The sequence below is a fragment of the Pseudomonas fulva genome (assembly GCF_023517795.1).
Classification (GTDB): Bacteria; Pseudomonadota; Gammaproteobacteria; order Pseudomonadales; family Pseudomonadaceae; genus Aquipseudomonas; species Aquipseudomonas fulva_D.
In genome coordinates, this window is record NZ_CP082928.1 from 1,665,873 (window position 1) to 1,686,753 (window position 20,881).

The window sequence follows — 20,881 nt, forward strand, 5'->3', positions numbered from 1 at the left end:
CCAAGAACAACAATAAAAGGACAATGACATGCACACCCATAGGGCGCTCGACTCCGTTTTCTCTCACCGCCGTTCATTGGCCGGCCTGCTGCTGGCTCCCAGCCTGCTGGCCGGGCATGCCCTGGCCGACGGCTTCGTCGCAGACAGCAGCGCCAGGCTGACCACCCGTAGCTACTACCTGGATCGTGATTACCAGGACGATGGCGCCAAGTCGGCAGCCCGCGAATGGGCCCAGGGCTTCATTCTCAAGATGGAGTCGGGCTACACGCCGGGTGCCGTCGGTTTCGGCCTGGACCTCAGCGGCCTGCTGGGCGTCAAGCTGGACTCCTCACCCGGGCGCAGCGGCACCGAGCTGCTGCCGGTTTCCGCCAGCAGCGGGCGGGCGGCCGACGAGTATTCGCGCCTGGCGCCGACGGCGAAGCTGCGCCCCGGCAAGAGCGTACTGAAGGTCGGCGACGTATCGCCGTTTCTGCCCTCCATCGTCGCCAGCCCGTCACGACTGCTGCCCCAGAGTTTTCGCGGTGCCTATCTGCAGTCCGCCGATATCGACGACCTGACCCTGCATGCCGGCTACCTCGACCGCATCAACCGCCGCGATTCCAGCAACTACCAGGCGATGACCGTCGCCTCGCCGAACCGGCGCTTCAACCCGACGGCCGAAAGCTCCCACGCGGCCTTCTTCGGTGGCGACTATCAGCTCGGCAAGGGGCTGAAGCTGCGCGCCTATCACACCACCGTCGCCGAGCTTTACCGCCAGGAATACCTCGGCCTGCTCCACGAACTGCCGGTTGGCCCCGGCGTGCTGAGCAGCGACCTGCGCGCCTTCTTCAGCAACGAAGACGGCAGCGCCAAGGCCGGCAAGGTGGACAACCGCAACCTCGCCGCGCAGTTCGCCTATGCCCTGGACGGCCATCGCTTCACCCTGGGCTACATGCACCAGCGCGGCGACACGGCCAAGCCCTACATCTCCGGCACCGAATCCATGGTGATCAGCGAGATGGCGATGAGCTCGGACTTCCTCAACCCCAAGGAGCGCACCTGGCAGGCGATCTACGATTACGACTTCGCCGCTGCCGGTGTGCCCGGCCTGAAGACGCGCCTGCGTTACCTGCGCGGCGACAACATCGAACTGCCGACACTGGGCGGCGCCGGCCTCAAGGAGCGCGAGTTGCAGATGGAGATCGGCTACGTGATCCAGAGCGGCACCTTCAAGGGTGTCGGCCTGAAGGCGCGGCACTCGATCTATCGCAACGACTTCGCCGCGGGCGCCGCCTTTCGCGACGAAAACCAGACCCGCCTGCATATCGACTACACCCTGGCGCTCTGGTAACCGCCAGGGCGCGGGGCACCAGCCTCGCGCCCTGGCCGGTTCAGGCCCGGGCCGGCGTCATCGACTGCGGCTTCTGCGCCGGCAACAAGGTCAACAGCAGCACCGCTGCAGCGACGAACACCAGGGCGAACCAGGTATAAAGCTGCAGCGGCTGCCAGCCATCATCGAGCATGAAGCCCGCCACGGTCGGCGACAGGATCGCCCCGCCGCGACCGATACCGATCGCCCAACCCACCCCGGTGGCCCGCACCGAAGCGCCATAGATCAACGGCGACAGCGCATACAGACCGGCGACGCAGCCATTGGAAAACAGCCCGATCAGCAGGCCCATGCCCAGCGCCGCGGTGAACGACGAGCCGAGGCCGGTGAACACCACCAGCAGCACGGCGGTGATCAGCATGAAGCCGGCCAGTACCCGCGCCAGGGAAAAGCGCGCCGACAACAGCCCCAGCAGCGCTGCGCCAAAAATGCCGCCGATGCTCAGCAGCACGCCGCCGGTCACGCCCTGCTGCACCGAGAGACCGGATTGGGTCAGCAGCTTGGGCGTCCAGCTCATGATGAAGTAGAAGCCGAACATCACCAGGAAGAACAGCACCCAGATCAGCAGGGTGCTGCGCCGCTGCTCGGGGTCGAACAGCCGCGCGAAGGATCCGCTGCCGGCGCGCTCGCCCACCGGCAGCGCCGGTAGCACAGCCAGGCCCGGCTGCCCCAGCTTCGCAGCCAGGCGATTGACCCGCACCAGCGCCTTGGCCGGCTGCCTGGAGAGCAGGAAGTCCAGGGACTCGGGCAACCACAGCAGCACCGGCACGATGGCCACGAAGGTCATCAGGCCGCCGGCGAAGAACACCGAGCGCCAGCCCCAGTGCGACAGCAGCCACACCGCCAGCAAACCACCAAGCGTGGCGCCCAGGGCATAACCGGTGGATTGCAGGCTGACCGCCAGGCCGCGCCAGCGCTTGCAGGCGTACTCGCTGGCGATCACGTTGCTGCTGGCCAGGATGCCGCCGATGCCCAGCCCGGTCAGGCCGCGCAGCAGTGCCAATTGGGTGGGCGTCTGGCTGAGTGCCGAAAGCAGCATGCCGCTGCCGGAAATCACCAGGCACAGCAGGATCAGCGGGCGCCGGCCGAGGCGATCGGCCCAGGGCGCGATGAACAGCGAACCGGCCGCCATGCCGAGCAGGCCGGCACTGAGCAGCATGCCGATCTGCGCGCCGCCCAGCGACCAGTCGGCGGCGACTGACGAGGCCGTGAAGGCCATCACCAGCACATCGAAGCCATCGATCATGTTGAGCACGATACAGACGCCGATGGCCACCCACTGAAAGCCACGCATCGGCCCTTGGTCAACGACTTGGCGGAGATCGCTCATCGCGCACCTCCCACCGTAACGGACGATAAGTACAGAGGCAGGCTGCCATCGGCAGCTGACAGAGCTAAGCAAGGGTTCATCGGCGCAGATCCTGGATTGTTTTTATGGGAAAAGCCGCCGCCAACCTTGCAGAAGTGGATCCAATATTCAATCCAGGCAAGCGGGGCGGAAACGCCCCGTTTGCGCTTCGCCCCGGCCCAGGTCCCGCCCCACGCGGCCTGGCGCAATTAACGAGACCTCAAGAATGCGTTCGCTGATCGGACAGTTTGTCTTGTTAACTATTTTCCCGGACAAGCCTTGACATTAGCCTGATTAAAAACCAACCATTGGATCCAATAACACCAACAATAACCGAGGTCGTCATGTACCCGAAAAATGCCTGGTATGTAGCCTGCACCCCTGACGAAATTGCCGAGACGCCTCTGGGCCGGCAGATCTGCGGGGAAAAGATCGTGTTCTACCGCGGCGCCGAGGGCCAGGTGGTGGCCCTCGAGGATTTCTGCCCGCACCGTGGCGCACCGCTGTCGCTCGGCTACGTCGAGAATGGCAACCTGATCTGCGGCTACCACGGCCTGGAGATGGGCTGCGAGGGCAAGACCGTGTCGATGCCAGGCCAGCGCGTGCGCGGTTTCCCCGGCATTCGCGCCTTCGCCGCGGTGGAGCGCTATGGCTTCATCTGGGTATGGACCGGCGATCAGGCCCTGGCCGACCCGGCGACCATCCACCACCTGGAATGGGCGGAAAATCCCGGGTGGGCTTACGGCGGCGGGTTGTTTCACATCAACTGTGATTACCGGCTGATGATCGACAACCTGATGGACCTGACCCACGAAACCTACGTGCATGCCTCCAGCATCGGCCAGAAGGAGATCGACGAAGCGCCGCCGGTCACCAAGGTCGAAGGCGACGAGGTGGTCACCAGCCGCCATATGGAAAACATCATGGCCCCGCCCTTCTGGCGCATGGCGCTTCGCGGCAACGGCCTGGCGGACGACGTACCGGTGGACCGCTGGCAGATCTGCCGCTTCAACCCGCCCAGCCACGTGATGATCGAGGTCGGTGTGGCCCATGCGGGTCACGGCGGCTACGAGGCGCCGGCCAATGTGAAGGCGGCGAGCATCGTGGTCGACTTCATCACCCCGGAGACCGAAACCTCGATCTGGTACTTCTGGGGCATGGCGCGCAGCTTCAAGCCCGGGGATCAGGCGCTGACCGACAGCATTCGCGAAGGCCAGGGCAAGATCTTCAGCGAAGACCTGGAGATGCTCGAACGCCAGCAGCGCAACCTGCTCTGGCAGCCGGAGCGCGGGCTGCTCAAGCTCAATATCGATGCCGGTGGCGTGCAGTCGCGACGCATCATCGACCGCCTGCTGGCTGAAGAGCAGGCCCTCGCCGCCCGGAAAATCGACGTCCGCCAGGTCGGCTGACCCCTGCCCGTCGCGCGCCACAGGGTGGCGCGCGCAAGCCTTCAAGAGAGCGCCACCATGATCGACGTCATCGTCAAATCCATCGAGCAGCAGGCCCAGGACATTCTCGGCTTCGAGCTGGCCCGCGCCGATGGCGAACCGCTGCCCGCCTTCAGCGCCGGCGCCCATATCGACGTGCACCTGCCGGATGGCCTGATCCGCCAGTATTCGCTGTGCAACCACCCCGAGGAGCGGCACCGCTACCAGATCGCCGTGTTGCGCAGCGCCGATTCGCGCGGTGGCTCCAGCGCCATGCACGGCCTCGAGCAGGGCGTCCGGCTGAGCATCAGCGAGCCACGCAACCTGTTTCCCCTGCAGCACGACGCCGGGCGCCATCTGCTGATGGCCGGCGGCATCGGTATCACGCCGATCCTGTGCATGGCCGAACGCCTTAGCCACACCGGTGGCGATTTCACCCTGCACTATTTCGCCCGTTCGGCTCGCCAGGCGGCGTTCGTCGACCGCCTGCGCCAGTCGCCCTTCGCCGACCGCGTGCACCTGCACTTCGACGATGGCGAACCGGGCAAGCGCCCGGACACCGCCGCTCTGCTCGGCGCGGCGGACCCGCACACGCACCTGTACGTCTGCGGCCCGGGCGGCTTCATGGAGCATGTGCTGGACAGCGCCCGCGGGCTGGGCTGGGCGAACGACAACCTGCACCGCGAGTACTTCAGCGCCGCAGCCGACGAGCAGCCGAAAAGCGGTTTCGAGATTCAGCTGGCCAGCAGCGGCGACGTGCTGCAGGTGCCGGAAGGCGTCAGCGTGGTGGAGGTGTTGCGCGGCGTCGGCGTGGAGATCCCGGTGTCCTGCGAGCAGGGCATCTGCGGCACCTGCCTGACCCGGGTGCTCGACGGTGAGCCGGACCACCGCGACCTGTTTCTTACCGAGGATGAACAGGCCGCCAATGATCAATTCACGCCCTGCTGTTCACGGGCGAAAAGCGCGCGGTTGGTGCTGGATATCTGACCCCTGCCGGCAGCGATGGTGGGCTGAAGCCCACCCTACACCCTTGATGTCTGAGTAATAGGCGGAATGCACCTGACGAATGTGGGAGCGCGCCATGCGCGCGAAAAAATCGCGGATATGGCCCGCTCCCACAGGTTGCCACGAATAGATCAGCTAAGTTGGGTGGATGACGCTCTTTTCATCCACCACTGCCATTGCGATCGCAGAACGGTGGACGGGGCGTGCCGCGTAGGTGAAGCGTCGTCCACCCTACCAACTGCGCTTGAGAGATCGGCTCCGCCTTACAGCTCACGCGACATGACAAAGGTTCGCTCATCGCCGTCGACAACCTCGCGAATCACGGCGTAGCCAAGAGCTGTATAGAACGGCACCGCCGTCAGCGAGGCAGGCACCCGCAATTGCTGCGCGCCAGCCGCACGGGCCACACCTTCGACATGTTTCATCAGGGCCTTGCCCAGGCCACGGCCCTGCATCTCGGGCAGCACGAACACCGACCTGACCACATCCTCCGCCAAGCTCGCAGTGGCCACCAGGCACGCGCCATCGAGCGCCACGAACACCTCACGCGAGGCCATCAGCTTACGCACGCCAGCGGCGTCGAAATTGCCGGCCACCCGGTCGATTACCTCGGGTGAGTAATCCTGCGCATTGCTGAGTCGTAGGGTCTGCACGATAAGCCGGCTGATCGCCTCGGCATCGCTGTCGCGTGCGCGACGAATCTGCACGTCAGCCATGGCGCAGGATGGTCATCGCCGCCTCGCCTGCGTCACCCTGCATCGCCCGGGCGTAGCGCAGGGTGGCATTGGCGTGCTCGCGCATGATGTTTTCGGCGCGCGCGCCCTGGCCATTGACCAGGGCGTCGTAAACGGCGTGATGCTGCATATGGGCGAAACTGAAACGCCGGTACTCGCGGGGCATGTCGTTACCGTCCACGGCCAGGGAGCTGACCGAGGCGAACGGCAGGTGATCGTTACGTGCCAGGGCCACGGCGATGGCGCTGTTGCCGCTGGCCTCGATAATCGCCTGGTGGAAGCGCTTGTTGAGGTCGTGATAGCTCTCCAGCTCTTCCATCACCACGTGGCCCTTCTCGAACAGCCGATCGCCCTCCACCAGGCAAGCCTGCAGGCGCTGGCGAATGTCTTCACTGAGGCCGCGCTCGGCGGCCTGGCGGGCGGCCAGGCCTTCGAGCACGCCACGCACCTCCACGGCGCCGGCGATATCTTCGTCGGTCACCGCACGCACCGTGTAGCCACGGCCCGGCGCCTTGCACAGGAGGCCTTCCTGCTCGAGGGTGCGAAAGGCGATGCGAATCGGCGTGCGTGACACCTGCAACCGCTCGGCAGTAGGGATTTCGGCGATGCGCTCGCCAGCCGCCAGTTCGCCCGAGGCGATCATCTGCCGCAACGCCGCCAGTACCCGCTGTCCGGATTTGTACATCACGCCCTCGCCGCCTTTCTGAAGCGCCCCATCATACCGCCCGCCAGCGGCGCAGCGCCCAGCCGGCGAGCAGCGCGGACACAACCTCGAAGAGCATTGCCCACAGGTTGAAGGTCTGCTGCGCGCCGCCATCGAGCCACAGGCCGACAATGCGCCCCAGTGCCAGGCTGGTGTAGAGCACCAGCAACAGCGTCAGGGCCGGCCGGGTCAGCTCGTGCCGCGCTAACGCCAGCCCCAGAAACACCGCCAGCCCGATCTGCAGGGCCCCGTAATAGGCACGCACATCGGTGACCGCGGCGGACTCCATCAGCAGCATGCCGCTGACCGCGCCCATTTCCTGCGGCCATAGAAAATAGGCGGTGCCGAAGCCGGCGAGCAGCAGCACTTGCACGACGAGAAAGATACGGGCGTAGAGCATGGCGCAGTCCTCCTGGGCTCATGGGCAGAGCATAGGCCAGTCAGCGCTGCTGCCGAAAGGCACTGGGCGTCTGCCCGGTCAAACGCTTGAAGAATCGCGAGAAATACGCCGGTTCGGAAAACTGCAGCGCATCGGCGATCTGGCTAAGGGTCATCGACGAGTACACCAGCAGGCGCTTGGCCTCCAGCAACTGGCGCTGATGCACCAGGGCCTGGGCGCTCTGCCCGGCGTAGCGGCGGGTCATGCTGTTGAGGTGCGCGGTGGTGATGCCCAGGCGCCGGGCATATTCCTCGACCGACAACTGCTCGCGAAAATGCTGCTCGACCAGGCGATTGAACGCTGCCAGATGCTGCTCGCCGCGCACCGGGCGATCGGCCGCCTGGCGCCCCAGCACCTGACGGCCAAGCCACACGGCCAGCACGCCGACCAGCGACTGCAGCAGCAGGTTGCGGGCGGGGGCGCTCTGCGCGTATTCCCGGTCGATGGCATCGAACAGCCTGTCCAGATGGGCCTGGTCAGCCCCCACCGGGTACAGCGCCGGTGCGCTGAACACCGGATGCTGGGCGCCGAGGTGCGCTTCCAGCTGGGCCACCAGTGGCGCCGCCAGGGTCAGCACGTAGCCGTCAACGTCATCGGAAAACTGGAAGCCGTGCACGCATAGCGGCGGCAGCACCTGCAGCGCCGCGTCGTCGATGCGCGACTGCACGCCCTCCACCTCGATCAGCGCCCAACCGCTGCGCAGGTACAGGAGCTGCAGCAGATCCGGATGGCGATGGGGCTCGATCACCCAGTCGTGCAGGCGGCTGCGCTTGGGAATCGACTCGCAGTGCAGCAAGTCGGGCGTCGGCCACTCCAGGGCATCGCCATACAACTTGAACACCGGTACGCCGATCTGCAGCTGGCTCATGGACGCTCCCGAAAAGTGGCCGATAGGCGAACGGAGTTTATGAAAGTCCAAGTAAACGACGTGAATTTGCCTTATCCGCCGAATAACGCCAATCAAAAATACAAGCACAAAGGTCCACACAACAATATCGAGGACACCATGAAAACCTCCGTCGCCATCATCGGGGCCGGCCCGTCCGGCCTGCTGCTCGGCCAATTGCTACACAACGCCGGCATCGACACCGTCATTCTCGAACGCCAGAGCCCGGACTACGTACTCGGTCGCATTCGCGCCGGAGTGCTCGAACAGGGCATGGTCGACCTGCTGCGCGAAGCCGGCGTCGGCGCCCGCATGGACCGTGAAGGGCTGGTGCACGACGGCTTCGAGCTGGCCTTCGACGGCCGCCGCGAGCGTATCGACCTCAAGGGCCTGACCGGCGGCAAGACGGTGATGATCTACGGCCAGACCGAGGTCACCCGCGACCTGATGGAGGCCCGCGAGGCGAGCGGCGCCGTGACCCACTACGAGGTCTGCGACGTGCAGCTGCACGACCTGAAGGAGGGCGCGCCGTACGTCACCTACCAGAAGGATGGCCAGGCCTATCGCCTGGACTGCGACTACATCGCCGGTTGCGACGGCTACCACGGCGTGTCCAGGCAATCGATTCCCGCCGAAACCCTCAAGGTGTTCGAGCGGGTCTACCCGTTCGGCTGGCTCGGTGTGCTGGCCGACACACCGCCGGTGGCCGAAGAACTGATCTACGCCAGCCACCCACGCGGCTTCGCCCTGTGCAGCATGCGCTCGCCGACGCGCACCCGCTATTACGTGCAGGTCGGCCTTGACGAGCAGATGCAGGACTGGCCCGACGAACGTTTCTGGGAGGAACTGAAAGCGCGCCTGCCGGCCGACACGGCGGCCAAGCTGGTGACCGGGCCGTCCATCGAGAAAAGCATCGCGCCACTGCGCAGCTTCGTGGTCGAACCCATGCAGTACGGCAAGCTGTTCCTGCTTGGCGACGCCGCCCATATCGTGCCGCCGACCGGCGCCAAGGGCCTGAACCTGGCCGCCAGCGACGTCAGCACCCTGTACCGCATCCTGCTCAAGGTCTACCGCGAAGGCCGCACCGAGTTGCTCGAGCGCTACTCGGCGATCTGCCTGCGCCGGATCTGGAAGGCCGAGCGCTTTTCCTGGTGGATGACCGGTCTGCTGCACAACTTCCCGGATACCGACGCCTTCACCGCGCGCATGCGCCAGACCGAGCTGGACTACTTCGTCGGCTCCGAGGCCGGGCGCACCAGCATCGCCGAGAACTACGTGGGGCTGCCCTACGAACCTGTCGAATAGGTAAACCGCCGCTGGCGGCGCTATGCTCGCGAAATCTTTCAGGAGGATTTGCGTCATGCGCCCACTGCTTCTTGTCGCCGGCCTGTTCGCCGGTCTCGCCCAGGCCGCCGAGCCGCTGACTATCGACGTGCACCGAGACGCCAACTGCGGCTGCTGCAAGGGCTGGATCAGCCACCTGCAGGCCAACGGTTTTAACGTGAACGATCATGTCGAGACCGACATGCACGCGGTCAAGGAGCGCCTTGGCGTGCCCGAGCGCCTGAGCTCCTGTCACACCGGGGTGATCGACGGCAAATTCGTCGAAGGCCACGTGCCGGCCGCCGACATTCTCAAACTGCGCGAGCGCCGCGACCTGATCGGCATCGCCGCGCCCGGCATGCCCACCGGCTCGCCGGGCATGGAGCGCGGCAATATCCGCGATGCCTATCAGGTGGTTGGATTGGACGCACAAGGCGGCGAAAGCGTGGTCAGTAGTTATCCGAGTAACTGACTCGCTCTCTTGAAAGGACATCGCCATGCGCTGGAAACGAGCTCGCCGCAGTGACAACGTCGTGGACGCCCGCGGTGGCGGAGGTGGTGGCATGCGCTTTGGCGGCGGCCGCGGGCTGAGCCTGGGCGGCATCGCCATCGTCGTGGTGGTGGGTTTGCTGATGGGCCAGGACCCGCTGCAGATCCTCGGCCAGCTGGCCGGCCAGTCCGGCGGTTATTCGAGCAGCCAGGTGGATCGCCCGGCGGCCAACGACGAGCAGTCGGAGTTCGTGCGCGCCGTACTGGGCGATACCGAAGACACCTGGCGCACCATCTTCCAAGCCAACAGTCGCCAGTATCAGGATCCGAAACTGGTGTTGTTCGACGGCGGGGTGAATTCGGCCTGCGGCTTCGCCAGTTCGGCGGTCGGCCCCTTCTACTGCCCGGGCGACAGGCAGGTCTATCTGGACCTGAGATTCTTTCGCGACCTGGAACAGCGCTATGGCGCGGCCGGCGACTTCGCCCAGGCCTACGTGATCGCCCATGAGGTCGGCCACCATGTGCAGACTCTGCTGGGGGTTTCCGCCAAGGTCGATGCGGCGCGCCAGCGCGGCGAGAACCTGGAAGGCGCCAACGGCCTGCTGGTGCGCCAGGAACTGCAGGCCGACTGCCTGGCCGGCATCTGGGCACACCACGCCCAGCGCCGCCTCGACTGGCTCGAGCCCGGCGATCTGGAGGAGGCGCTGAACGCCGCCAACGCCATCGGTGACGATCGTCTGCAGCAACAGGCCCGGGGCCGGGTGGTGCCGGACTCCTTCACCCACGGCACCTCGGCGCAGCGCGTACAGTGGTTCACCGCCGGCTTCGAAAGCGGCAAGGTGGGCGCCTGCGATACCTTTTCCAGCGCTCGTCTATAAAGGGTCGAGCAGGCATACTTCACCTTTTCACTGGCTGGGCACCTTTCACATGCGCATTCTCGTCACCGGCGGTGCCGGCTTCATCGGCTCCGCGCTGATCCGCCACCTGATCAAGGACACCGATCACGAGGTGCTCAACCTCGACAAGCTGACCTACGCCGGCAACCTGGAATCCCTGCGCGAGGTCGAGAGCAACCCGCGCTATCGCTTCCTGCAAGCGGATATCGGCGATCAGCCTGCGGTAGCCGATGCGCTGCAAAGCTTCCAGCCCGACGCCATCATGCACCTGGCCGCCGAGTCCCACGTCGACCGCTCCATCGACGGCCCGGCAGCATTCATCCAGACCAATATCGTCGGCACCTATGCGCTGCTGGAGGCCACCCGCGCCTACTGGTCGAAGCTGGACGAGGCCCGTCGCCAGGCGTTTCGCTTCCACCATATTTCCACCGACGAGGTATACGGCGACCTGCACGGCGTCGACGACCTGTTCACCGAAACCACGCCCTACGCCCCCAGCTCGCCCTACTCGGCCAGCAAGGCGGCCTCGGACCACCTGGTGCGCGCCTGGCAGCGCACCTACGGCCTGCCGGTGCTGCTGACCAACTGCTCGAACAACTACGGCCCGTATCACTTCCCGGAGAAGCTGATTCCGCTGGTGATCCTCAACGCCCTGGATGGCAAGCCGCTGCCGGTGTATGGCAATGGCCAGCAGGTACGCGACTGGCTGTTCGTCGAGGACCACGCCCGCGCCCTGCTGCAGGTGGTGACCCGCGGCGCGGTCGGTGAGACCTACAATATCGGCGGCCACAACGAGCAGAAGAACCTCGATGTGGTGCACGCCATCTGCGACCTGCTCGACGAGCTGCAACCGCGTGCCGCGGGCTCCTACCGCGAGCAGATCACCTTTGTCACCGACCGCCCCGGCCATGACCTGCGCTACGCCATCGACGCCAGCAAGATCGAGCGCGAGCTTGGGTGGACCCCCGAAGAGACCTTTCCCAGCGGCCTGCGCAAGACCGTGCGCTGGTACCTGGACAACCTCGACTGGTGCCGCCGCGTGCAGGACGGCAGCTACCAGCGTGAGCGGCTCGGCGCCCCCAGGGAGCAACAACAGTGAAAGGCATCATTCTCGCCGGTGGCTCCGGCACCCGTTTGCACCCGATCACCCTGGGCCTGTCCAAGCAGCTGCTGCCGATCTACGACAAGCCGATGATCTACTACCCGCTTTCGGTGCTGATGCTCGCCGGCATCCGCGAGATTCTGGTCATCTCCACGCCCCACGACCTGCCGCAGTTCCAGAAGCTGCTCGGCGACGGCAGCCAGTTCGGCCTGCAACTGAGCTACGCCGAACAGCCGGAGCCGGACGGCCTGGCCCGCGCCTTCATCATTGGCGAGCAGTTTATCGGCGACGATCCGGTGTGCCTGATCCTTGGTGACAACATCTTCCACGGTCAGCACTTCACCGAAAAACTCCTGCGCGCGGCTGCCGCGGACAAGGGCGCCACCGTGTTCGGTTACTGGGTCAAGGATCCCGAGCGTTTTGGCGTGGTGGAGTTCGACGCCCAGGGCCAAGCGATTTCCATCGAGGAAAAGCCGGCCCAGCCGCGCTCCAGCTATGCCGTCACCGGCCTGTACTTCTACGACAACGACGTGATCGAGATCGCCAAGGCGGTCAAACCATCAAAGCGCGGCGAGCTGGAGATCACCGACGTCAACAACGCCTACCTGCAACGCGGCGACCTGCGCGTGGAGCGCTTCGGCCGCGGCTTCGCCTGGCTCGACACCGGCACCCACGACAGCCTCTTGGAAGCCTCGCAGTACGTGCAAACCATCGAGCACCGCCAGGGGCTGAAAGTCGCCTGCCTGGAAGAAATCGCCTACGGGCAGGGCTGGATCGACCGCGACTGCCTGCTGCGCCAGGCCAAGGCGTTCGGCAAGACCGGTTATGGCCAGTACCTGTTCAGCCTGGCCGAGGACAACTGATGCAGATCATTCAAACCGCCATCCCCGACGTGCTGATACTCGAACCCAAGGTGTTCGGCGATGAGCGCGGCTTCTTTTTCGAAAGCTTCAACGCCCGCGCCTTCAGCGAAGCCACGGGCCTGAATCCCACCTTCGTCCAGGACAACCACTCGCGCTCGCAACAGGGCGTGCTGCGTGGCCTGCACTATCAGGTGCAGCAGGCCCAGGGCAAGCTGGTGCGAGTCACCGCTGGCGAGGTGTATGACGTCGCCGTGGACCTGCGTCGCCAATCGCCGACCTTTGGCCAGTGGGTGGGCGCGCACCTGTCCGCCGACAACAAACGGCAGATGTGGGTCCCCGAAGGTTTTGCCCATGGCTTCGTGGTGCTCAGCGAATTCGCCGAATTCCTCTACAAGACCACCGACTACTACGCGCCTGCACACGAACGTTGCATTCGCTGGAACGACCCGAAGCTGGCTATCGACTGGCCGCTGCAGGGCGAGCCGAGGCTTTCCGCCAAGGATCAGCAGGGCAAGTTCTTCGACGACGCCGAGCTGTTTCCGTGAGGATTCTTCTGCTCGGCCAGCATGGTCAGGTGAGCCGTGAGTTGCAGTTGTTGCTCAGCAAGCAGCATGAGTTGATCGCGCTGGGCCGCGAGCAGCTCGACCTTGCCGACACTGCGCGTTTGCGTGAGGCCGTGCGCCATCTGCGCCCGGAGCTGATCATCAATGCCGCTGCGCACACCGCGGTCGATGCCGCCGAAAGCGAGCCGGAGGCCGCCTTTGCGATCAACGCCATCGCCCCCGGCGTACTGGCCGAAGAGGCCGCGGCGCTCGACGTACCCTTGATCCACTACTCCACCGACTACGTGTTCGATGGCAGCAAAGCCACTGCCTATGACGAGGACGACGTTGCCAACCCACTGGGCGTCTATGGCCACAGCAAGCTGGCTGGCGAGCAGGCCATTGCGGCGGCGGGTGGCAAGTACCTGATCCTGCGCACCAGCTGGGTGTACTCGCTGCATGGGCGCAACTTCCTGCTGACCATGCAGCGCCTGCTGCAGGAACGCGAACAGCTCAGCGTGGTGGCCGACCAGATCGGCGCACCGACCTGGGCCGGCAGCATCGCCGCCGCCACCGGGCAACTGATCGAGCGCTGGCAACAGCAGCAAACCGCAGCCTGGGGCGTTTATCACTTCACTGCCCGGGGCGAGACCTCCTGGTTCGGCTTTGCCGAAGCCATCGCCGCGCAGCTGCTGGCACAGGGCAAGTCCGTCGCCCAGCTCACCGCCATCGCCACCAGCGACTATCCAACGCCGGCCCAGCGCCCGCTCAACTCGCGGCTCGACTGCACGCGCCTGGAACGTGACTGGGGCGTGCGCCTGCCGGACTGGCACGACGGCCTGCTGCAGTGCCTGAGCAGCCCAGGCTGAGGCCATCGCCCAGCCTCGATTGAGCGCGGCGATACCTGGGTGCCCGCCCAGGTGTCGCTGCTCGACGCGGGCTATCTGGCTGAAAGCTTATGCGTTCATAATGCCACGGTCTTTCCGGCGCCGACTCCATGAACTCGATTCCCAGCACCATTCCCAAACGTCCTCGCTGGCGCAGCCTGGCCCTGCTGGCCCTGCTGCTGGCGCCGCTGCTGTGGCCCCTGCATTACGTCGCCGAGCGCTATTACCGCACCGAGCTGACCGAGCAGAATCGCCAGACCCTCGACCTCTACGTGGCCAACCTGCTGGGCACCCTGCGCCGCTACGAAGTGCTGCCGCCGATCCTCGGCGACCTGCCGGGCCTGCGCACCGTGCTGGCCACGCCCGGCGACGAAACGGCGCAGGCGGCGGCCAACCAGTTGCTCAAGCGGGTACGCCAGCAGACCGGCGCCGACGTGATTTACCTGATGAACCCCCGGGGCGAAACCCTGGCCGCCTCCAACTGGGATCAGCAGGACACCTTCGTACGTGGCAACTTCGCCTTTCGACCCTACTTCCAGGAAGCACTGGCCGGGCGCCTGGGCCGCTTCTTCGGCCTCGGCACCACCTCCGGCAAGCGGGGTTACTACTTCGCCTCGGCGGTCTACGACGGTAACCAGAAGATCGGCGTGATGGTCATCAAGGTGGATCTGGACCACACCGAAAGCCTGTGGGGCAGCACTCCGGAACAGCTGCTGGTGACCGACGGCAACGGCGTGGTGATCCTGACCTCGCGCCCCGACTGGCGGTTTCACGCCAGCCGCCCGCTGGACAAGGCGGAGCGCGCCTCCATCGCCGCCATCCAGCCCTACCCGACCCAGGCACCGCCGCCCCTGCAGCTCGATCCGGACGTCTGGCTGACCCAGAGCCGGGTGCTCGACGAAACCGGCTGGAGCGTCAGCATTCTCGCCCCGCGGGTGGTGCTCGACCGCTCGGTGCGCACGGTAATGGCCATCGGCGGCGGCGCCCTGCTGGTGCTGATCCTGCTGGTCGGCCTGATGATGCAGCGCCGCCGTCACTACCTTGATCGCATCGCCCTCAACACCCGCGCCCGCCAGGAGCTGGAGCAGCGCGTGCAGGAGCGCACCCAGGACCTGGAGCGCCTCAACAGCCGCCTCAAGCAGGAAGTGCTGGAGCGTGAACAAGCCCAGCAGGAACTGGTGCAGGCCCAGGACGAACTGGTCCAGGCCAGCAAGCTGACCGCCCTGGGCACCATGAGCGCGAGCATCAGCCATGAACTCAACCAGCCCCTGGCGGCCATCCGCAGCTACGCCGAGAACGCCGGCGTGCTGCTCGACCACGGGCGCACCGAGGACGCCCGCGGCAACCTCAAGCTGATCAGCCAGCTCACCGAGCGCATGGCCTCGATCATCGCCCACCTGCGCGCCTTCGCCCGCCGCGACCGCCATGCCCCGGAAAGCGTCGCCCTGCAGCCGGCCATCGACGATGCCCTGGCGCTGCTGGCCAAGCGCCGGCGGGCCATGGACGTCGAGCTGATCCGCGACCTGCCCGATGCCACGCTGTGGGTGCAGGCTGGCGAGACGCGCCTGCGCCAGGTGCTCAGCAACCTGCTGGCCAACGCCCTGGATGCCCTGGCCGAGCGCCCGCAGCCGCGGCGCATCTGGATCAGCACCGAGGAAAAGGACAACCTGCTCGAGCTGCACCTGCGCGACAATGGCCCCGGCTTCTCGGAAAGCGCCCTGGCCCACGCCCGCGAGCCGTTCTTCACCACCAAGACCAGCGCCCAGGGCCTCGGCCTGGGCCTGGCGATCTGTGACACCCTGATGCGCGCCCTGGGCGGCGAACTGCTGTTCGCCAACCACCCCAAGGGCGGCGCGCACCTGATCCTGCGCCTGCGCACCGCCGGCAACGGCGTGAACATCCAGCCGCCCGAGGACTTCACCGTATGAGCACCATCGACGCCCACACTCAGGTTCTGCTGATCGACGACGACCCGCACCTGCGCCAGGCCCTCAGCCAGACCCTGGACCTGGCCGGCCTCAAGGTCGCCACCCTGGCCGATGCCAAGGGCCTGGCCGAGCGTATCGAACGCGACTGGCCGGGCGTGGTGGTCAGCGACATCCGCATGCCCGGCGTCGATGGCCTGGAGCTGCTCAAGCAGCTGCACGAACAGGACCCGGACCTGCCGGTACTGCTGATCACCGGCCACGGCGACGTGCCCCTGGCCGTGCAGGCCATGCGCGCCGGCGCCTACGATTTCCTGGAGAAACCCTTCGCCAGCGAAGACCTGCTGGAAAGCGTGCGCCGTGCCCTGGCCCTGCGCCGCCTGGTGCTGGACAACCGCAGCCTGCGCCTGGCCCTGGCCGACCGTCAGCAGCTGTCCGGCCGCCTGGTCGGCCATTCACCGGCCATCCAGCGCCTGCGCGAGCAGATCGGCTCCCTGGCCGGGATCAGTACCGACGTGCTGATCCTCGGCGAGACCGGTGCCGGCAAGGAAGTCGTGGCCCGCGCCCTGCATGACCTGTCCAGCCGCCGCGACGGCCCCTTCGTGGCGATCAACGCTGGTGCCCTGGCCGAGTCCGTGGTGGAGAGCGAGCTGTTCGGCCACGAGCCCGGTGCCTTCACCGGCGCGCAGAAGCGCCGCATCGGCAAGTTCGAATTCGCCAACGGTGGCACCCTGTTTCTCGACGAGATCGAAAGCATGACCCTGGACGTGCAGGTCAAGCTGCTGCGCCTGCTGCAGGAGCGGGTGGTCGAGCGCCTCGGCGGCAACCAGCTGATTCCCCTGGATATCCGGGTGATCGCCGCCACCAAGGAAGACCTGCGCACCGCCGCCGACCAGGGGCGCTTTCGCGCCGACCTGTATTACCGCCTCAACGTCGCGCCGCTGCGCATTCCGCCCTTGCGTGAGCGTGGCGAGGACATCCTGGTGCTGTTCCAGCATTTCGCCAACACCGCCAGCGCCCGCCACGGCCTGCCGCAGCGCGAACTGCAACCTGGCCAGCGGGCCATGCTGCTGCGCCACGCCTGGCCGGGCAACGTGCGCGAATTGCAGAACGCCGGCGAGCGCTTCGCCCTCGGGCTGGACCTGGGCCTGGAGCTGAGTGTCGACAGCCAGCTGCACAACGCCCCGTTGTCCGGCAGCCTCAGCGAACAGGTCGAGGCCTTCGAACGCGCGCTGATCGCTGCCGAACTGACCCGCAACCACAACTCCCTGCGCAGCCTCGCCGAGGCCCTGGGCGTGCCGCGCAAGACCCTGCACGACAAGTTGCGCAAGCACGGCCTGAATTTCGCCGATGCTGGCGGAAGCTCGCCAGACGATATCGAGTAAATAAGCGGATTCTTGCCGACTCCTGCCGCCGCTTTCAGTACCTACCGCAATGCCGCCAGCCTCCAGCGCTGGCCGGCTCTTGTGGAAAGATCGTCCACCCCTTACACCATGGGGCTTTGCGCTGCACGCAAAGCTGCCGTGCCATTTCGTCACACAGCCTGGCACAACGCTTGCTCTACTGCTCATAAGCGAAAAACAAGTACAAGTCCAGGCCCAATCGCTGCCAACCGATCCTGCCGCTCAAGCGGCAATCCTCGACTTGCTCTTGTTCGCTCGTTTTGCGCCTCGGCGCCCAGCACGATATCCAACAACAAGAGGAAGCATCCCATGTTCAAATTCACTGCCAAGGCACTGGCTTGCGCCCTGTCGCTGAGCATCGCCGGCATGGCCCAGGCCGCCGATCCGATCACCATCAAATTCGCCCACGTGGTTGCCGAGCACACCCCAAAAGGTCAAGGCGCACTGCTGTTCAAGAAGCTCGTCGACGAGCGCATGGATGGCAAGGTGACCGTGCAGGTCTACCCGAACTCCTCGCTGTTCGGCGATGGCAAGGAAATGGAAGCGCTGCTGCTCGGTGACGTACAGATCATCGCGCCGTCGCTGGCCAAGTTCGAGCACTACACCAAGCAGATCCAGATCTTCGACCTGCCCTTCCTGTTCGATGACATCAATGCCGTCGACCGCTTCCAGCAAAGCCCTGAAGGCAAGGCCCTGCTGACCAGCATGGAAAGCAAAGGCATCACCGGCCTGGGTTACTGGCACAACGGCATGAAGCAGCTGTCGGCCAACAAGAAGCTGGTCGAGCCGAAAGATGCCCGCGGCCTGAAATTCCGCGTACAGGCTTCCGCCGTACTCGACGAGCAGTTCAAGGCCCTGCGCGCCGCGCCGCGCAAGATGAGCTTCGCCGAGGTCTATCAGGGCCTGCAGACCGGTGTGGTCAATGGTGCAGAGAACCCCTACTCGAACATCTACAGCCAGAAGATGCACGAGGTGCAGAAGTTCATCACCGAGACCGACCACGGCGTGCTGGACTACATGGTGATCACCAACACCAAGTTCTGGGAAGGCCTGCCGGAAGACATCCGCAGCGAACTGACCGCGATCCTTGCCGAAGTCACCGTCGAGGTGAACAAGCAGGCCGAGGCGCTGAACCAGAAGGACAAGCAGCGCATCCTCGATGCCGGCACCACCGAGATCGTCACCCTGACGCCCGAGCAGCGTGAAGAATGGCGCGAAGCCATGCGCCCGGTGTGGAAGAAGTTCGAAGGTGAGATCGGTGCCGACCTGATCAAGGCTGCCGAAGCCGCCAATCAGGCCAACTAAGGCCGCCGGCTCCATACGCTGGGGCCATCCGGCGGCGACTCCTGAAAGGGGTTGCCGCCCGCGTTACCGACATTGACACCTGCTGGCTGCAGCGCCGCTGCCGAGCCCCGGGTGCCGCTGTCTCTCATGTCGCCTCGCGACCGCTCTCATACACGGAGATAACCCATGCACGCTGTCGCTCGTGTCTGGAACCAAGCCGAAGAGGTGATGGTGGCATTCCTGCTTGCAGGCATGACCCTGGTCACCTTCTCGTACGTGGTGTTCAACAACCTCTACGGTGTTTTCTACGCCCTGGGTGATGCCCTGCCGTTCGGCAACGATGCGCTGTTCGCCATCGGTGACGGCATCCTCTATGTCGCCCAGGAAATGACCTGGAGCGTGGCCCTGACCAAGGCCATGTTCGGCTGGCTGATCTTCGTCGGCCTGGCTTGGGGTGTGCGCATCGGTGCGCACATCGGCGTCGACCTGCTGGTGCGCATGTTCCAGCCCGCCCTGCAGAAGGCCGTGGCCATCCTCGCGCTGGTGATCTGCCTGGGTTACTGCGCGCTGATGGCCTACTCCAGCGAGCAGTGGGTGGCGCTGCTGTTCACCCTCGGCACCGGTGCCGAGGACCTTGACCGCTTTGGCGTTCAGCAGTGGCACATCGTGATGATCGTGCCCATCGGCTTCACCCTGATGTTCCTGCGTTTCGCCCAGGTGCTGGTGCGGGTGATCCAGGACAAGCAGATTGGTTTCGGTGGTCACGGCGAAGTCGAAGACGCCATCAAACTCGCCGAAGAGACGGAGGCCAAACGATGACCATCGCATTTCTGTTCGTCGCCCTGTTCGCGCTGATGTTCATCGGCATTCCGGTGGCGATTTCCCTGGGTCTTTCCGGGGCCATGACCATCCTGTTCTTCAGCAACGACTCGGTGCGTTCGCTGGCGATCAAGCTGTTCGAGACCAGCGAGCACTACACGCTGCTGGCCATTCCGTTCTTCCTGCTCTCTGGCGCGTTCATGACCAGCGGCGGCGTGGCCCGCCGGCTGATCGACTTCGCCAACGCCTGCGTCGGCCACATCAAGGGCGGCCTGGCCATCGCCGCGATCCTGGCGTGCATGCTGTTCGCCGCGCTGAGCGGCTCGTCGCCGGCCACGGTGGCGGCGGTCGGCTCGATCGTCATCGCTGGCATGGTGCGCTCGGGCTACAAGAAGGAGTTCGCCGCCGGCATCGTCTGTAACGCCGGGACCCTGGGCATCCTGATTCCGCCGTCGATCGTCATGGTGGTCTACGCCACGGCGACCGAGACCTCGGTGGGCAAGCTGTTCATGGCCGGCGTGGTGCCGGGCCTGCTGCTGGGCGTGTTCCTGATGATCACCATCTACATCATCGCCCGGGTCAAGAACATGCCGTCGCTGCCGCGTGCCTCGCTGGCCGAGATCCTCACCGCCGGGCGCAAGGCCGGCTGGGGCCTGGCGCTGATCGTGATCATCCTCGGCGGCATCTACTCGGGCATGTTCACGCCGACCGAAGCGGCCGCAGTGGCAGCGGTGTACGCGGCGTTCGTGGCGATCTTCATCTACAAGGACATGACCGTTCGCGAGTGCCCGAAGGTGTTCATCGAGGCCGGCAAGCTCAGCGTGGTGCTGATGTTCATCATCGCCAACGCCATGCTGTTCGCCCACGTGCTGACCACCGAGCAGATCCCGCAGTCGATCACCGCCTGGGTGGTCGACCAGGGCTTTTCGCCCATCGAGTTCCTGATCGTGGTGAACATCGTGCTGTTGGTCGCCGGCACCTTCATGGAGCCGTCGGCGATCATCCTGATCCTGGCGCCGATCCTCTTTCCGATCGCCATGCAACTGGGCATCGACCCGATCCACCTGGGCATCATCATGGTGGTGAACATGGAGATCGGCCTGATCACGCCGCCGACCGGGCTCAACCTGTTCGTCACCTCGGCGGTCACCGGCATGCCGCTGACCCGCACGGTGCGCGCGGTGTCGCCATGGCTGCTGGTGATGCTGGCGTTCCTGATCCTGGTGACCTACGTGCCGTTCATTTCCCTGGGCCTGCCGAACTGGCTGGGGATGTAAGCGGAACTGTCCTGAGGTTCATCCCGTGACCCAGAAACCCGGCCCAGTGCCGGGTTTCTGCATTTTTGCCCTCGGGCTCACCGCCGATCTGCAGGCGGGTCGTGCCGCAAGCGTCGATAACGGGTAACCTTGTATCCAGTCGTGACTTGTGGGTCATGGA

General features: G+C 65.4%; 20 protein-coding genes. 15 read left to right on the plus strand and 5 right to left on the minus strand.

Going from position 1 to position 20,881, the window contains the following annotated elements; genetic code table 11:
- The first annotated feature begins 28 nt into the window (after positions 1-28).
- A complete protein-coding gene (locus K8U54_RS07485) occupies positions 29-1,330 on the plus strand; it encodes an OprD family porin (protein ID WP_249909545.1) in 1,302 nt (433 codons plus the stop codon).
- 40 nt (positions 1,331-1,370) lie between these two features.
- Here K8U54_RS07485 and K8U54_RS07490 read toward each other — a convergent pair whose 3' ends face one another.
- Entirely contained in the window at positions 1,371-2,699 is a 1,329-nt protein-coding gene (locus K8U54_RS07490) for an MFS transporter (RefSeq protein ID WP_249909546.1), read from the minus strand.
- 362 nt (positions 2,700-3,061) lie between these two features.
- Here K8U54_RS07490 and K8U54_RS07495 point away from each other — a divergent pair, with 362 nt between their 5' ends.
- Positions 3,062-4,126 carry an aromatic ring-hydroxylating oxygenase subunit alpha gene (locus K8U54_RS07495; protein ID WP_249909547.1) on the plus strand — a complete coding sequence of 355 codons (1,065 nt, stop codon included), beginning with the start codon at positions 3,062-3,064 and terminating at the stop codon, positions 4,124-4,126.
- 57 nt (positions 4,127-4,183) lie between these two features.
- Positions 4,184-5,131 carry a PDR/VanB family oxidoreductase gene (locus K8U54_RS07500; protein ID WP_249909548.1) on the plus strand — a complete coding sequence of 316 codons (948 nt, stop codon included), beginning with the start codon at positions 4,184-4,186 and terminating at the stop codon, positions 5,129-5,131.
- Positions 5,132-5,412: 281 nt separating this feature from the next.
- On the opposite strand, the gene K8U54_RS07505 is transcribed toward K8U54_RS07500, so the two are convergent.
- The 4 genes from K8U54_RS07505 to K8U54_RS07520 are packed head-to-tail and all read right to left on the minus strand — an operon-like array spanning position 5,413 to position 7,893.
- A complete protein-coding gene (locus K8U54_RS07505) occupies positions 5,413-5,865 on the minus strand; it encodes a GNAT family N-acetyltransferase (protein ID WP_249909549.1) in 453 nt (150 codons plus the stop codon).
- Positions 5,858-6,568, minus strand: a complete 711-nt coding sequence (locus tag K8U54_RS07510; RefSeq protein WP_249909550.1) for a GntR family transcriptional regulator — start codon at positions 6,566-6,568, stop codon at positions 5,858-5,860. Before K8U54_RS07510 ends, K8U54_RS07505 begins: the two co-directional genes overlap by 8 nt.
- 31 nt (positions 6,569-6,599) lie before the next feature.
- Positions 6,600-6,986, minus strand: a complete 387-nt coding sequence (locus tag K8U54_RS07515; protein WP_249909551.1) for a DUF4345 domain-containing protein — start codon at positions 6,984-6,986, stop codon at positions 6,600-6,602.
- A gap of 40 nt (positions 6,987-7,026) precedes the next feature.
- On the minus strand, positions 7,027-7,893 hold the full coding sequence (locus K8U54_RS07520) for a helix-turn-helix domain-containing protein (protein WP_249909552.1): 867 nt from the start codon (positions 7,891-7,893) through the stop codon (positions 7,027-7,029).
- 138 nt (positions 7,894-8,031) lie between these two features.
- On the opposite strand from K8U54_RS07520, the gene pobA reads away from it, so the two are divergent.
- The 12 genes from pobA to dctM all read left to right on the plus strand — a co-directional run bounded on the left by pobA (position 8,032) and on the right by dctM (position 20,721).
- Complete coding sequence (gene pobA / locus K8U54_RS07525) at positions 8,032-9,216, plus strand: 4-hydroxybenzoate 3-monooxygenase (protein WP_249909553.1); 1,185 nt, start codon at positions 8,032-8,034, stop codon at positions 9,214-9,216.
- 55 nt (positions 9,217-9,271) lie between these two features.
- Complete coding sequence (locus tag K8U54_RS07530) at positions 9,272-9,706, plus strand: DUF411 domain-containing protein (protein ID WP_249909554.1); 435 nt, start codon at positions 9,272-9,274, stop codon at positions 9,704-9,706.
- Between the two features lie 25 nt (positions 9,707-9,731).
- Positions 9,732-10,601 (plus strand): KPN_02809 family neutral zinc metallopeptidase, encoded by an 870-nt coding sequence (gene ypfJ, locus K8U54_RS07535; protein WP_249909555.1) that lies wholly within the window; start codon positions 9,732-9,734, stop codon positions 10,599-10,601.
- A gap of 49 nt (positions 10,602-10,650) precedes the next feature.
- Positions 10,651-11,718 carry a dTDP-glucose 4,6-dehydratase gene (gene rfbB, locus K8U54_RS07540; RefSeq protein WP_249907867.1) on the plus strand — a complete coding sequence of 356 codons (1,068 nt, stop codon included), beginning with the start codon at positions 10,651-10,653 and terminating at the stop codon, positions 11,716-11,718.
- Positions 11,715-12,584, plus strand: coding sequence for a glucose-1-phosphate thymidylyltransferase RfbA (gene rfbA, locus K8U54_RS07545; RefSeq protein WP_249909556.1), 870 nt, complete (start codon positions 11,715-11,717; stop codon positions 12,582-12,584). The genes rfbB and rfbA overlap by 4 nt, the downstream gene beginning before the upstream one ends.
- On the plus strand, positions 12,584-13,129 hold the full coding sequence (gene rfbC / locus K8U54_RS07550; RefSeq protein WP_249909557.1) for a dTDP-4-dehydrorhamnose 3,5-epimerase: 546 nt from the start codon (positions 12,584-12,586) through the stop codon (positions 13,127-13,129). The genes rfbA and rfbC overlap by 1 nt, the downstream gene beginning before the upstream one ends.
- On the plus strand, positions 13,126-13,995 hold the full coding sequence (gene rfbD, locus K8U54_RS07555; protein ID WP_249909558.1) for a dTDP-4-dehydrorhamnose reductase: 870 nt from the start codon (positions 13,126-13,128) through the stop codon (positions 13,993-13,995). Before rfbC ends, rfbD begins: the two co-directional genes overlap by 4 nt.
- Positions 13,996-14,123: 128 nt before the next feature.
- Positions 14,124-15,941 (plus strand): sensor histidine kinase, encoded by a 1,818-nt coding sequence (locus K8U54_RS07560; RefSeq protein WP_249909559.1) that lies wholly within the window; start codon positions 14,124-14,126, stop codon positions 15,939-15,941.
- Complete coding sequence (locus K8U54_RS07565) at positions 15,938-17,323, plus strand: sigma-54-dependent transcriptional regulator (RefSeq protein ID WP_249909560.1); 1,386 nt, start codon at positions 15,938-15,940, stop codon at positions 17,321-17,323. Before K8U54_RS07560 ends, K8U54_RS07565 begins: the two co-directional genes overlap by 4 nt.
- 327 nt (positions 17,324-17,650) lie before the next feature.
- Positions 17,651-18,646 (plus strand): C4-dicarboxylate TRAP substrate-binding protein DctP, encoded by a 996-nt coding sequence (gene dctP / locus K8U54_RS07570; RefSeq protein ID WP_249909561.1) that lies wholly within the window; start codon positions 17,651-17,653, stop codon positions 18,644-18,646.
- A gap of 165 nt (positions 18,647-18,811) precedes the next feature.
- Entirely contained in the window at positions 18,812-19,444 is a 633-nt protein-coding gene (locus K8U54_RS07575) for a TRAP transporter small permease (protein WP_249909562.1), read from the plus strand.
- The gene (dctM, locus tag K8U54_RS07580; protein WP_249908372.1) at positions 19,441-20,721 is read left to right on the plus strand and encodes a C4-dicarboxylate TRAP transporter large permease protein DctM; all 1,281 of its coding nucleotides are present in this window, start codon (positions 19,441-19,443) and stop codon (positions 20,719-20,721) included. The genes K8U54_RS07575 and dctM overlap by 4 nt, the downstream gene beginning before the upstream one ends.
- The last annotated feature ends 160 nt before the right edge of the window (positions 20,722-20,881 follow it).

Excerpts from the sequence above, each read along its gene's own strand:
- K8U54_RS07485 (WP_249909545.1), top strand. The coding sequence starts at position 29 with ATGCACACCCATAGGGCGCTCGACTCCGTTTTCTCTCACCGCCGTTCA.
- K8U54_RS07490 (WP_249909546.1), bottom strand. The coding sequence starts at position 2,699 with ATGAGCGATCTCCGCCAAGTCGTTGACCAAGGGCCGATGCGTGGCTTT.
- K8U54_RS07495 (WP_249909547.1), top strand. The coding sequence starts at position 3,062 with ATGTACCCGAAAAATGCCTGGTATGTAGCCTGCACCCCTGACGAAATT.
- K8U54_RS07500 (WP_249909548.1), top strand. The coding sequence starts at position 4,184 with ATGATCGACGTCATCGTCAAATCCATCGAGCAGCAGGCCCAGGACATT.
- K8U54_RS07505 (WP_249909549.1), bottom strand. The coding sequence starts at position 5,865 with ATGGCTGACGTGCAGATTCGTCGCGCACGCGACAGCGATGCCGAGGCG.
- K8U54_RS07510 (WP_249909550.1), bottom strand. The coding sequence starts at position 6,568 with ATGTACAAATCCGGACAGCGGGTACTGGCGGCGTTGCGGCAGATGATC.
- K8U54_RS07515 (WP_249909551.1), bottom strand. The coding sequence starts at position 6,986 with ATGCTCTACGCCCGTATCTTTCTCGTCGTGCAAGTGCTGCTGCTCGCC.
- K8U54_RS07520 (WP_249909552.1), bottom strand. The coding sequence starts at position 7,893 with ATGAGCCAGCTGCAGATCGGCGTACCGGTGTTCAAGTTGTATGGCGAT.
- pobA (WP_249909553.1), top strand. The coding sequence starts at position 8,032 with ATGAAAACCTCCGTCGCCATCATCGGGGCCGGCCCGTCCGGCCTGCTG.
- K8U54_RS07530 (WP_249909554.1), top strand. The coding sequence starts at position 9,272 with ATGCGCCCACTGCTTCTTGTCGCCGGCCTGTTCGCCGGTCTCGCCCAG.
- ypfJ (WP_249909555.1), top strand. The coding sequence starts at position 9,732 with ATGCGCTGGAAACGAGCTCGCCGCAGTGACAACGTCGTGGACGCCCGC.
- rfbB (WP_249907867.1), top strand. The coding sequence starts at position 10,651 with ATGCGCATTCTCGTCACCGGCGGTGCCGGCTTCATCGGCTCCGCGCTG.
- rfbC (WP_249909557.1), top strand. The coding sequence starts at position 12,584 with ATGCAGATCATTCAAACCGCCATCCCCGACGTGCTGATACTCGAACCC.
- K8U54_RS07560 (WP_249909559.1), top strand. The coding sequence starts at position 14,124 with ATGAACTCGATTCCCAGCACCATTCCCAAACGTCCTCGCTGGCGCAGC.
- K8U54_RS07565 (WP_249909560.1), top strand. The coding sequence starts at position 15,938 with ATGAGCACCATCGACGCCCACACTCAGGTTCTGCTGATCGACGACGAC.
- dctP (WP_249909561.1), top strand. The coding sequence starts at position 17,651 with ATGTTCAAATTCACTGCCAAGGCACTGGCTTGCGCCCTGTCGCTGAGC.
- K8U54_RS07575 (WP_249909562.1), top strand. The coding sequence starts at position 18,812 with ATGCACGCTGTCGCTCGTGTCTGGAACCAAGCCGAAGAGGTGATGGTG.
- dctM (WP_249908372.1), top strand. The coding sequence starts at position 19,441 with ATGACCATCGCATTTCTGTTCGTCGCCCTGTTCGCGCTGATGTTCATC.